Annotated in this window: 9 protein-coding genes and 1 pseudogene; 9 read left to right on the top strand and 1 reads right to left on the bottom strand. The window is 63.0% G+C overall.

The genetic code is table 11. The features are described from left to right. The 7 genes from ABIE35_RS07880 to ABIE35_RS07850 form a co-directional block, all read left to right on the top strand. On the top strand, positions 1-258 hold a 258-nt coding region (locus ABIE35_RS07880), incomplete at its 5' end, for a sugar phosphate isomerase/epimerase family protein (RefSeq protein ID WP_354513820.1). A gap of 549 nt (positions 259-807) precedes the next feature. Then, positions 808-906, top strand: coding sequence for a potassium-transporting ATPase subunit F (locus tag ABIE35_RS07875; protein ID WP_354513819.1), 99 nt, complete (start codon positions 808-810; stop codon positions 904-906). Positions 907-912: 6 nt separating this feature from the next. Beyond that, on the top strand, positions 913-2,580 hold the full coding sequence (kdpA, locus tag ABIE35_RS07870) for a potassium-transporting ATPase subunit KdpA (RefSeq protein WP_354513817.1): 1,668 nt from the start codon (positions 913-915) through the stop codon (positions 2,578-2,580). After that, positions 2,577-4,715 carry a potassium-transporting ATPase subunit KdpB gene (kdpB, locus tag ABIE35_RS07865; RefSeq protein WP_354513815.1) on the top strand — a complete coding sequence of 713 codons (2,139 nt, stop codon included), beginning with the start codon at positions 2,577-2,579 and terminating at the stop codon, positions 4,713-4,715. The genes kdpA and kdpB overlap by 4 nt, the downstream gene beginning before the upstream one ends. Positions 4,716-4,725: 10 nt before the next feature. Further along, a complete protein-coding gene (gene kdpC / locus ABIE35_RS07860) occupies positions 4,726-5,331 on the top strand; it encodes a K(+)-transporting ATPase subunit C (protein ID WP_354513813.1) in 606 nt (201 codons plus the stop codon). A gap of 49 nt (positions 5,332-5,380) precedes the next feature. Beyond that, positions 5,381-8,017 (top strand): DUF4118 domain-containing protein, encoded by a 2,637-nt coding sequence (locus ABIE35_RS07855; RefSeq protein WP_354513811.1) that lies wholly within the window; start codon positions 5,381-5,383, stop codon positions 8,015-8,017. Next, positions 8,014-8,691, top strand: a complete 678-nt coding sequence (locus tag ABIE35_RS07850) for a response regulator (protein WP_354513809.1) — start codon at positions 8,014-8,016, stop codon at positions 8,689-8,691. The genes ABIE35_RS07855 and ABIE35_RS07850 overlap by 4 nt, the downstream gene beginning before the upstream one ends. Before the next feature lie 135 nt (positions 8,692-8,826). On the opposite strand, the gene mtr is transcribed toward ABIE35_RS07850, so the two are convergent. Next, positions 8,827-10,236 (bottom strand): mycothione reductase, encoded by a 1,410-nt coding sequence (mtr, locus tag ABIE35_RS07845; protein WP_354513807.1) that lies wholly within the window; start codon positions 10,234-10,236, stop codon positions 8,827-8,829. Between the two features lie 160 nt (positions 10,237-10,396). Between mtr and ABIE35_RS07840 the strand changes: the two are divergent. Continuing rightward, positions 10,397-11,767, top strand: a pseudogene (locus ABIE35_RS07840) (glycoside hydrolase family 3 protein); the annotation flags it as partial. Positions 11,768-11,871: 104 nt separating this feature from the next. Beyond that, the gene (locus tag ABIE35_RS07835; RefSeq protein WP_354513805.1) at positions 11,872-12,681 is read left to right on the top strand and encodes a glycoside hydrolase family 3 C-terminal domain-containing protein; all 810 of its coding nucleotides are present in this window, start codon (positions 11,872-11,874) and stop codon (positions 12,679-12,681) included. Positions 12,682-12,700: the final 19 nt, after the last annotated feature.

Below are 12,700 nucleotides of genomic sequence, written 5' to 3'. Positions count from 1 at the left end.
GTGATGGGCTCGCACCTGCCCTGGGGCGACCCGCGCCGTGGCTGGGACTTCGTCTCCGCCGGACGCGGTGACGTGCCCTGGGAATCGTCCTTCCGTGCCCTCACGGCCATCGGCTACGACGGACCCATCTCCGTGGAATGGGAGGACGCAGGGATGGACCGTCTCCACGGCGCACCCGAAGCCCTGGCCGCCCTGAAGAAGTTCGACTTCCCGGCGTCGCAGACCTCCTTTGACGCCGCCTTCAGCAGCAAGGACTAGGAAGGGACCGACGTCATCCGCACCCTAAAACCCGCCCAGCGCTGCGAGGTGTGGGTCGCTAACACTAAGCCCCATTCGGCGCCGGTCACGGCTTGGACCTCCGCTCCTCGAAAGTTGAAGGGCGGAGGTCCAATTCGTTGACTACTGCGCCTGCTGCGGGTCCAACGACGGGCCGTAAGCGACATCGTTGCCGTAAACGATCAGGATTGAGCGTGGGCACAACCGGCTCCCAGGCGTTTTAGACGTTCACGCACCTGCTGCACCCGGCGGCCGTGGGTTCATGTCGGCTCAAGGAGGACCTGCCAAGGAATGGCGTTAAGGATTCGTCAAGAATCACCCCGCCGGCATTAAGGAACCATAAGGATCGTCTTTTCGGCCCATTTCAAGGGATTGACTGAGGTCAGCCCCGCGAACGGGGCGCTGATGAAAGGACGTTCCAGTGGCCGACGTGGCTGTTGTGGTGATTCTTATGGCGTGCATGGGAATCGTGATGTGGGTCGCCCACCTCTTGGGCAAAATGGTCGACGGCGATGGTCCGGTGAGCGGGCAATGACGATGGATGCGATCATGTGGATCGGACTGTTCCTCGCGGGCCTCGCCACGGTGGGCTATCTGTTGGCAGTGTTGCTTCACCCGGAAAAGTGGTGATGGCCGGTGGTCTTCAGCACTGCTTCCTTCATCACCCAGATAGCCGTCCTGGTGCTCGTTCTCGTGCTCTTGCACAAGCCTTTGGGCGTATATCTGCAGCGGGTTTTCTCTGGCACCAGATCGTCGGGACCTGAGAGGTTGTTCTATCGCTTGGCCGGAGTCGATGCCGGAACTGAACAGAGTTGGTCTGTGTATCTGCGCAGCGTTCTGGTCTTCTCGGCAGTCTCCATCCTGATGGTCTTCCTGCTGCAGCGTTTCCAAGGGGTTCTTCCTGGCAGCAATGACCTTCCGGGCGTCGATCCGTGGATTGCCATGAACACGGCCATCTCTTTCGTCACGAATACCAACTGGCAAACGTACGTGCCAGAGGCCACTGTGGGCATTTTCGTCCAGATGTGCCTGCTGGCCGTCCAGAACTTCCTTTCGGCCGCTGTGGGAATCGTGGTGGTGGTCGCCCTGATCCGCGGCATCATGCGAACCAAAACCGACCGCCTGGGCAACTTCTGGGTTGACCTCGCTCGGGCATCCTTCCGGGTGCTTCTTCCCCTGGCAACAGTGGGGGCCATCACGTTGGTGATCGGCGGCGTCGTCCAGAACTTCTGGCCCACGGAGGTCACCAATACGGCTGCTGGAGTCACGCAGGTGATTCCCGGCGGACCGGTCGCTTCCCAGGAAGCAATCAAGGTCTTGGGCACCAACGGCGGCGGCTACTTCAACGCGAACTCGGCGCATCCCTTTGAGAACCCGAGCATTTTCACAAGCATGTTCCAGGTCTTTTTGATCCTGCTGATCCCCTCGGCGCTCCCGTACATGTATGGGCGCATGGTGGGGGACCAGCGCCAGGGCTACACCGTTGCCGGCGTCATGGCCGTTCTCTGGATGACGTCCACGGCGTTGATGGGCTGGGCTGTTGCTTCGGGCCAAGGAACTGCGACGACGGCCGCCGGCGGTCTGGGCGAAGGTTTCGAACAGCGTCTGGGACCGGCTGCCAGCTCGGTTTTCGCCGCTTCCACAACCCTGACGTCCACCGGAGCGGTCAATGTCGCGCACGACTCGTTGTCCCCGTTGGCAGGCGGCATCGCCATGGTGAACATGATGCTCGGCGAGGTGGCCCCCGGCGGAACCGGATCCGGGCTTTACGGAATGCTGGTCCTGGCCATCATCGCGGTTTTCATTGCCGGCCTCATGGTGGGCCGCACGCCTGAATTCCTGGGCAAGAAGATCGGCCCCCGGGAGATGAAGCTCGCAGCCCTCTACATCCTGGTGACACCGACCTTGGTGCTGGCGATGGCTGGCGTCACGGTGCTGCTTCCGGACGTTATGGCCAACGCGCCGGCATCGGGTCCACACCAGTTCAGCGAGGTGCTCTACGCCTTCACCTCAGGTGCCAACAACAACGGTTCTGCCTTCGGCGGCGTCACAAGCTCTGGTCCTTACCTCTCCGTGATGCTGGGGATCGCCATGCTGCTCGGCCGCTTCCTGCCCATCGTTTTGGTGTTGGCTCTGGCGGGTTCCTTGGCCAGACAACGCAAGATACCGGCGTCGTCCGGAACCGTACCCACTCACGGCTGGCTCTTTGGATCACTGCTGCTCAGCGTGACCGTGATCATGACCGCCCTTAGCTACTTCCCGGCCCTCGCCTTGGGCCCCCTCGCAGAAGGACTCCTCAAATGACTCGGTCCACCACGGCATCCGCCTCGGATACCGCCGCGCTGACCTACGCCGACGGCAACCCCCTCGGTACTCCGGGAGAACACAAACACCACACCAAAGCGCCGGCGAAGCTGAACGCAGCCACCATCCGGGCAGCCCTTCCAGTGGCTCTGAAAAAGCTCTCCCCTCAGCAAATGGTCCATTCGCCGGTGATGTTTGTGGTGCTGGCCGGCGCCGCCATCTGCACTGTGATCTGTGTGCTCAAGCCGGACGTGTTCGGCATCGCAGTGACAGTGTGGCTATGGCTCACCGTGCTGTTCGGCACGCTGTCCGAGGCTATAGCCGAAGGCCGCGGGAAGGCCCAGGCCGACAGTCTCCGGGCCAGTCGCCAAGGTGTCTTCGCGCGGCTCCGTTTGCAAGATGGGAGCACCAAGGAGATTCCTGGAACGGATCTGAAGTTGAACGATGTCGTCATCTGCGAAGCCGGCGACGTCATCCCGTCCGATGGCGAGATCATCGAGGGCCTGGCCAGCGTCGATGAGTCCACCATTACGGGCGAATCAGCGCCGGTGATCCGTGAATCCGGCGGTGACCGTTCGTCCGTGACCGGTGGCACCAAGGTCCTCTCCGACCGCATCCTGGTCCGCATTACTGCCGAGCCGGGAGCCACGTTCATCGACAGGATGATCAGGCTCGTTGAGGGATCAGTCCGGCAAAAGACTCCCAACGAAATCGCACTTCATGTGCTGCTGGTGTCCCTCACCATGGTCTTCCTGGTGGTCACCATGACGCTGGCGCCGTTCGCCTCTTTGGCCGGGGCTACGCCATCGCCCATCGTGCTGGTTGCCCTGCTGGTCTGCTTGATTCCGACCACTATTGGCGCGTTGGTTCCTGCCATCGGCATCGCAGGCATGGACCGGCTGGTCCAGCACAACGTCCTGGCAACCTCTGGGCGTGCGGTGGAAACGGCTGGCGATATCACCACGTTGCTGCTGGATAAGACCGGCACCATCACCTACGGCAACCGCAGGGCAATCAACTTCTTCCCGGCAAACGACGTGGGGCGCCCCGAACTCATCGAGGCCGCGCGTCTGTCCAGCTTGGCCGATGGGACCCCTGAAGGGCGCTCCATCGTGGATCTCGCCAACGACAAAGGCGTCAACGGTCCCGACTTGGATCAGATCCGGAAAGGCTCAAAAGAGATTGTCATTGTTGAGTTCACGGCCACCACACGCATGAGCGGTTTGGACGTTGACGGTCGCCGGATTCGAAAAGGTGCAGCTTCCGCCGTCGAACGCTATGTCACGGAGACAGGCGGGCGCATGCCCGCAGAGGTCCAGCGGCGGGTGCAGGAGATATCGGCGGAGGGCGGCACTCCGCTGCTGGTCGCCGAAACCACGCACGACGGCGGAGCCCGGGTTTTGGGAACAGTGCACCTTGCCGATGTGGTCAAGCCTGGCATGCACGCCAGATTTGCCGAGCTCCGGCGGATGGGCATCCGGACGGTGATGATCACGGGGGATAACCCGGTCACGGCAAAAGCGATTGCGACGGAGGCCGGCGTCGACGACTTCGTCGCTGAGGCCACACCCGAAGACAAACTGGACGTCATCCGCCGCGAACAGGGCGAGGGCCGTTTGGTTGCGATGACCGGTGACGGAACGAACGACGCACCGGCCCTTGCGGCCGCCGATGTTGGCGTGGCGATGAACTCCGGGACACCGGCTGCCAAGGAAGCGGCGAACATGGTGGATCTCGATTCCGATCCCACCAAGCTGATCAACATCGTGGGCATCGGTAAACAACTGCTCATCACCCGCGGTGCGTTGACTACATTCTCCGTAGCGAACGACGTGGCGAAGTACTTCGCGATCGTACCGGCGCTTTTCACCGCAGTGTTCCCGGGTCTCGGCCTGCTGAACATCATGGGCCTGGCTACTCCGGCCTCAGCCATCCTTTCAGCCGTGATTTTCAACGCCCTCATCATCATTGTTCTGGTGCCGTTGGCTCTGCGCGGCGTGAAATACCGGGCAGTTTCGGCAAACCAAGCGCTCGGACGGAACCTGCTCCTCTATGGTCTCGGCGGGCTGGTGGCCCCGTTCATCGGCATCAAACTGATTGACCTGCTCATCTCACTCATCCCCGGAATCGGCTAGGAAACCCATCATGAACATGCTGCTCGGCTATCTCCGTCAAGCAGGCACCGCCCTGCGGTTCCTGCTGCTCGCCACCCTGGTCCTGGGGCTCGCCTACCCGCTGGCAGTCTTCGGGGTGGGACAGGCTGTTGCCCCATTCCAGTCGAACGGCTCCATCATGAAAGACCCGTCCGGAAATCCGGCGGCGTCAGCACATATCGCGCAGGCCTCCGTAGACGACGCCGGGACACAAGACCCAGCCTGGTTCCATGCACGGCCCTCGGCGGTCGGCTGGGACCCGGCGTCGTCGTCGGCCAGCAATCTGGGTCCCAACGACGCGAAGTTGCTGGACACCGTCACCGCCAACCGCGCCGCCGTTGCGGAGTTGGAAGGCGTCAGTGAGTCCGCCGTGCCAGCAGATGCCGTGACTGCCAGCGGTTCGGGACTGGATCCGGACATCTCCGTTGAATACGCCACACTCCAGATCCCGAGAGTCGCCAAAGCGCAGGGCCTCACTCTGGAAGCTGTTCAGGGGCTCGTGGACAAACACACAAGTGATGGACTGGAAGCATTCTTGAGCCAACCATCGGTGAATGTCACCGAGCTGAACCTGGCCGTTGCGGAGGCCGCACGGTGAGGGCCCTGGCCGTCGGTGCGGTGGCCGTTCCGGGTGGAAGAATGAGGCTATGGCACGGGCGACACTGAGAATCTTCCTGGGGGCTGCCCCGGGTGTTGGTAAGACCTACGCCATGCTCGAAGAAGCCCACCGGCTGGTGGGTCGCGGCGAAGACGTGGTGCTGGCTTTTGCCATGGATCACGGCCGCAGCGATACGCGGGCACTGACCCAAGAACTGGAATCAATACCCGTGCGGACAGTTCAGTACCGGGGCACGGCCTTTGAGGAAATGGATCTCGACGCCGTTCTGGCCCGGCGGCCGCACACCGCCGTCGTGGATGAGTACGCCCATACCAACATCCCCGGCAGCCGCAATGAAAAACGCTGGCAGGACATCGAGGAACTCCTCGAGGCAGGCATCAACGTGCTGTCCACCGTGAACGTACAACATCTGGCGTCGCTGGGGGATGTCGTGTTGGCCATTACGGAAGTCCGTCAGGCAGAGATCGTTCCCGACGACGTCGTCCGGCGGGCTGACCAGATCCACTTGGTGGATATCTCTCCTGAGTTGCTGCGGCAACGGTTGGGAGACGGCAAGATCTACGCTGCCGACAAAGTGGATGCAGCTTTGTCGAACTACTTCCGGCTCGGAAACCTGACGGCATTGCGGGAGCTCGCCCTGCTCTGGCTCGCCGACCGCGTGGATGAAGGACTGGCGAAGTACAGGGCAGAGAACAACATCGACGCCAGCTGGCCTGCCCGGGAACGCATCGTTATCGGGCTGACCGGCGGTCCCGAAGGTGAGGTCCTGATCAGGCGGGCCGCCAGAATACTCAAGCGTGTTAACGGCGGTGATCTCCTGGCCGTCCACGTCCGCGCTGCCGACGGTGTTTCCGGTGAGTCGCCACAGGATCTGGAAACGCAGCGGCATTTGATAAGGGACCTCGGGGGGAGCTATCACACAGTGGCGGGGGAGGACCCGGCCCCAGCGCTGCTGGATTTCGCCCGCAGCGTCAACGCAACGCAAATCGTGGTGGGCGTGTCCCGCCACCGTTCCTTGGCCGGGCGGCTGATGGGAAGCGGTATCGGTAACAGGGTTGTCCGGGAATCAGGAGACATCGACGTTCACATGGTCTCCCATCCGCTGGGCGGCCAAGGGATGGACCGCCCGCGCCGTGGTGAGCTGGGCAGGGTCCGTGTAGTCGTAGGGTTTGGGTTGGCCGTTGTCCTGCCGGCATTGTTGCAGTTCGTCCTGGCGGCGAGTCCATCCCACAACATCGCGACGGCAGTGCTCGTCCAGCTCACCGGTTCGGTCGCCGTTGCCCTGGTTGGCGGGCTCTGGCCGGCGCTCCTGGGAGCAGTGTGGAGCAGCCTTCTGGTGAACTACTTCTCCACTCCTCCCATCGGTACTTTGACCATCAGCGATCCCCAAAACCTACTGGCCCTGCTGGTCTTCGTCGGCGTCTCAGCCGCGGTGGCCGCCGTCGTTGACATCTCGGCAAGGCGATCGAAAGAGGCCAGGCGCGCCCGCGCAGAAGCTGAAACCATGGCTGAGCTGACACGCGGAGCAACGGATGCGGACGACACGGTCCAGGGACTCCTGACGCAGGCTCTGGATGTCTTCCAGATGCGTGGTGCGGCATTGTTCACGGCCGACGACGGGCTGGATTCCGAAGGGGCCTGGCGGCTGATGGCCAAGGCAGGTGAGGTACCTCCAGTTGCTCCTCAGAGCAATGATCTGTCTGTCGGTGGCAACACGATGGAGCAGATCGGTGACCAGACCCGGCTGGTTCTTTACGGCAGGACGCTTCCGGCGAGCGACCGCCGCTTGCTGGCGGCCTTTGGCTCGCATCTTGCTGCCCAGCTTGAGCGCAGGCAGCTCGCGGCCAGCCGCCGTGAAGTGATGCGGCTGGCTGAAAGCAACATCATGCGTACGTCCATCCTTCGCGCCGTTTCCCACGACCTTCGCACTCCCCTGGCCGGCATCAAACTGGCCGTAGGAGGTCTGAAACAACACGATGTGGAGTACACGCCCGACGAAGAACAGGACCTGCTGACGACGATTGATGAATGTTCAGATCGGCTCGATGTCCTGGTGGGTAACCTTCTGGACATGTCCAGAATCACTTCTGACTCAGTGAACGCTCTGATCAAGCCCGTTCGCTGGTATGAAATCATCCCGGGAGCCTTGCGTGGAGTGCCTTCCGGCAGTATTCGCGTGGACCTGCCGGCAAACCTCCCCGCAGTCGACGCCGATGCGGGCATGCTGGAACGCGTGATCGCCAACATCGTGGAAAACGCCGTCAAGTATGCCCCGGGCTCGGACATCGTGATCGTTGCTTCAGGCGGAGGCCTGAGTACGACATCCCTGGACGGCAGGCCCTCAGGAGAGCTGCGAATCATCGACCACGGGCAAGGTGTCCCCGCAGACGGCGTCGTCCGTATGTTCCAGCCATTCCAACGCCTTGATGACGTCCCCGCGAGCACCGGCGTCGGCCTGGGGCTGGCAGTTGCAAAGGGCTTCGCGGAAGCAATGGGCGGCACACTGACTGCCGAGGCAACACCAGGCGGCGGACTAACCATGGTCATCCGGATGCCGCTCTCCACGGGAGCGCCGCTGGAACGGGATGCGCCCCAGGCGCCAATGGAAGCGCAATCACTGCTGCTGCATCAGCCACCTGTGGACACCGGGCGGGGTGCTCGATGAACAACGTCTTGGTGGTGGACGACGACCCACACATTCTCAAGGCACTGCAGATCACGCTGAAAGCCCACGGTTATGGAGTAACGACGGCCGAAAACGGTGAAGCCGCGCTGCTATCAGCTGCCCAGCACCCGGTCGCCGTCGTGGTCCTTGACCTCGGACTACCCGACATCGACGGCACTCACGTCATTACCAGGATCCGCGAGTGGAGCGAGGTGCCAATCCTGGTGCTGTCCGCACGGCACGGCTCAACCGACAAGGTGGAAGCCCTCGATGCCGGAGCAGATGACTACATCACCAAGCCGTTTGGGCTGGAGGAACTCCTTGCGCGACTCCGGGCGATTCTACGGCGGACGACCGAGCCTTCCAATGAAGCGCCGGTAGTCACGACGTCCTCGTTCACGCTCGATCTGGCAGGGAGAAAAGCCAACCGCGATGGTGACGACGTTCGATTGACTCCCACCGAATGGAGCATTCTGGACGTCCTTGTCCGGAACCCCGAGAAACTCATCACCCAGCAACAGCTCCTTACCGAGGTCTGGGGGCCGGCCTACGCCACGGAAGCCAACTACCTGCGCGTTTACATGGCCCAGCTTCGCCGCAAACTCGAACCAGAGCCAGGGAATCCGCAACATTTCATTACCGAACCCGGGATGGGGTACCGCTTCCAGCCGTAAGGGGCTGCGTGTCCGTGTCCGACGAGTTTCCAGAGCCGGGCACGGCAGTCAAGGAACACATGCCCGTTGGGCAAGCTGCATTCCTTCTCGGGTTCACACCCGAGCCTGCGCGGAAGGCCAGTTGGTGTGGTCCGGTTAGTTGAATTCGAGACCGAGCAGGGCGTTTTCGGTGACTTCGGGTAGTGCGGGGTGGATCCAGTATTGCTTGGCAGCGAACTCTCGGACGTCGAGGTCGAAGGCCAGAACGGTGATCATTTGCTGGATCAGGGTTGATGCTTGGGAACCCATGTAGTGGGCGCCGAGGAGTTTGCCGGTGTCTTGGTCGGCGATGAGTTTGCAGATGCCTGTGGTGTCTTCCAAGGCCCAGCCGTAGGCAACGTCCCCGTAGCTTTGGACCGTGGTTGTCACGTTGTGGCCGTGTTCGCGGGCTTGGGATTCAGTCATCCCGACGGTGGCGATCTGGGGGTGGGTGAAGGTGGCCGCGGGGACGTGGTCGTGTGGCATTCTCCGCAGATTATCCGGGTTCAGCAGGTTGTGGCGCACGGCGCGCATCTCGGCGTTGGCGACGTGCTTGAGCATGTAGGGCGATGAGACGTCGCCGAGGGCCCAGACACCTGGAGCGGATGTTGACCGGCCGTACTCATCGACCTTGATGCGCCCGGCGCCTATCGTATCTATCCCGCCGGAGTGTGGGTTTAACAGGTCTCCGTTCGGGATGCGCCCGGTGGCAACCAGCAGTACCTCCCCGGTGGCGGAGGTACCGTCGTCGAGCCTGACGGTTATGCCTTGGTCTGTTTGGTCGGCGCCGATGACGGTCCGACCGGACCGGACGTCGAAGCGTTCGGCGGCGAGGTCGTTGAACGGGCCATGCAGGTCTTCGTCGAGGTTCCGCAGAAGCGTGGAGCGGGCGATGATCGTGACGTCCGTGCCGAGGGCGTCGAAGACGTGGGCGAACTCCATGGCGATGGAGCCTCCACCGATGACTACCAAGGATTTGGGTAGCTGCGCGAGCCGCATGATGTCCTGGTTGGTGTGGTACCGCACGCCCGAAGCGGCGATGGCCTCGGGGATCACGGGGCGGGAGCCTGCGGCGATGACGACCTGGTCACCCGAGATGGTTTTTTGGTTGACGCCTTGGCCTGTTCGCAAGGTGCGTTCTCCGACGAAGACGGCGTGCTGGTCGTACACATCGATGTTTGGGGTCCGTGGGCTGCGGCGGTACTCCTCACCGGCGGCGGCGATGGGGTCGACGCGGTTCTCGAAGATACGGCTGACTATGCCCGGCCAGTCAACGTAGTTGACCTCGGCATGGAGGCCCAGGCGTCCGGACCTGGTGGTCTGCAGCGCGGTATCGGCGGTGAGAACGTACATTTTCGAGGGGATGCAGCCTGCGTTCAGGCAGGTGCCGCCGAACGACGCTTCCTCGATGATCGCGATCGACCGGTCTTCGAACCCGGGTCCGGGAATGGAGTTCCCGGACCCGGTGCCGATGATGACCAAGTCGTAATGCCGATCCACGGCGGCCTTGCTGGCAGTGGTGTGCATGTTGGGTGGTCCTCACTCTGGGGTCTTCTCAACACTACTCAAACAGGGCGGAGCAGCCATGTAACAGTGTGCGGTGCCCACCATCCAGAGCAGTAGCACTCCCGCGTAAGGCCCGGTTGGGTCGCGCCGCCCGCATTGCAACGATTCCGCACTCAGGCGCATGTGCATGCGCAGGGTGCAGAATGGGGTTCATGAAGATGGCTGCGGGCTTAAGGCGCCGCGAACGCAAGAACCGGCATTGATGGATACGACGACGGCGACGGACAGCGCTTACGGGGACGCAGTCCGGGCAGTCCGGAGAGGTGAGATCAACGCGGACGAAGCGGCAAACCAGCTGATCGGCCTGATGACGGATAGGGAGATCCTCGGGCTGCTCGATGGCGACTCACCCAGGTTGCTGCTCCCGTTCATTCCGTTACTGCTGGACAGGGTGCCGTTCGTGGCCGGTGCGGTCTCGCGGCTCGGCATACCAGGTATTCGGTTCAGCGACGGTGGCCGCGGTGTAGTGATCGGTGCCTCCACGGCTTTCCCGGTGACAATTGCGAGGGCAGCCACCTGGGATCCGTCGCTGGAGGAACGTGTTGGGGTGGCCATCGGTCTGGAAACCAGGGCGCGTGGAGCGAACTACTCGGCCTCAGTCTGTGTAAACCTGCTTCGCCACCCAGCCTGGGGTCGTGCGCAGGAGTGCTATGGGGAGGATCCGGTACTCACAGGCCGGATGGGATCGGCCCTTACCCGGGGTGTTCGCATCAACGTCATGGCCTGCGTGAAACACTTCGCGCTCAACTCGATGGAGAATGAACGCTTCGAAGTCGACGTGGCGGTGGACGACAACGCCTTGCACGAGGTTTACTTGCCACACTTCAAGGCAGTCGTGGACGCCGGCGCTGACTCCGTCATGAGTTCTTACAACCGTGTACGCGGCGAGTATATGGATGTCAACCGCGCCCTGCTCACAGACGTTCTGAGGCAGGAGTGGGGCTTCTCCGGGTTTGTGACGAGCGACTGGGTGTTCGGGACGCACGATGCGGTGGTCAGCCTGGAGGCGGGAATGGACGTGGAGATGCCGCTCCGGTTGCTGCGCGCCCGCAGGCTGCCAGCCGCGCTCGGCAATGGCGACTTGGCACGCGCCACCGTGCTGCGGTCCGCGCGCCGCATTCTGCGCACGTGCGTGCAGCATGGCGCGACCCGGGAATCAGCGGTCCCTACCCCGGCCGTCATCGCCTCTCCGGCCCATCGCGCGCTTGCCCACGAGGTCGCGACGGAGTCGATCGTCCTGCTGAAGAACGAAGCCGTCGGTGCGGCGCCCCTGCTGCCGCTAGGACCCAATATCCGGCATCTCGCCGTCATTGGACGACTCGCGGCACAAGCGAACCTCGGCGATCATGGCTCCTCCCGCGTAAGGCCTCCCTCCTCTGTCTCGCCGCTGCGAGGCCTGCGTGAGGCTCTTCCAGGGGTCAGGATCACCACCACGAACGGCCGAAACGAACGCCGCGCGGCCTCGTTGGCGGCAGCAGCTGAGACAGCGATCGTCGTCGTAGGCCTGGACCAGCACGATGAGGGCGAATCCGTCGTCACCGGAGGTGTCGACGTGGGTGTGCTTGGTCCGGAATTCGGCTCGGGCCCCTCCGTCGGTTGCTCATCGGACTCGCGCACCTGGCCTCCCGCTTCGTCCGAGGCGGTGACCGCAGCTCGCTCAACCTCCGACCCTCGGACGAACGGCTCATCCACGCGGTTGTCGACGCGAACCCCCGGACCGTCGTCGTGCTTGTTAGCGGCAGTGCGGTTCTTACCGAGACCTGGCGTGACCGCGTGCCAGCGCTCCTCCTTGCCTGGTACGGCGGTATGGAGGGCGGTCGTGCGCTCGCGGGCGTGCTGACCGGCAGTGCTGAACCCGGCGGACGGCTGCCCTTCGTGCTGCCAACGGACCCCGCGCATCTGCCATTCTTTGACTCAGCGGCAAAGTCCGTTGTCTATGACAACCAATGGGGTCAGCGCCGGCTCGACGGCGAGGGGCATACGCCCGCATTCCCGTTCGGATTCGGCCTGGGCTATACGACCATCGAGCACCGGCTCATCGACCACACGTTGGACAGCTCAGGCGGCAACGCGGACGTGCTCGTAATAAACAGAGGCAACCGCAAGGGCTCCACCGTTGTTCAGATCTACGCCGCGGATGTGTCCCTGCGCAGACCTGTGGCTCAACTCCTGGGCTTCCAGAAGGTGACCCTGCTGCCCGGTGTAGAGACGACAGTGCGGGTCACTCTGGATGCTGGCCCCACCCTGCATCGCGATCCGACCACACGGCGCTGGTCTCCGCGCATGGGGGAGTGGGCCCTGCAAGCGAGCCAGCACAGCCCGGTCAGCTGGGAGAATGCCGTCCGCTTGCCACGCATGGAAAGTCCGACAGCGGAGGCAGACACTCCAGGCCGTCATCAGGCCTGATGCCGGCAGGTGCTGCGCT

Source organism: Paenarthrobacter sp. 4246 (assembly GCF_040546855.1).
Classification (GTDB): Bacteria; Actinomycetota; Actinomycetes; order Actinomycetales; family Micrococcaceae; genus Arthrobacter.
The sequence above is the reverse complement of the archived record's forward strand: the minus strand, read 5'-3'. Positions and strand labels throughout refer to the sequence as shown.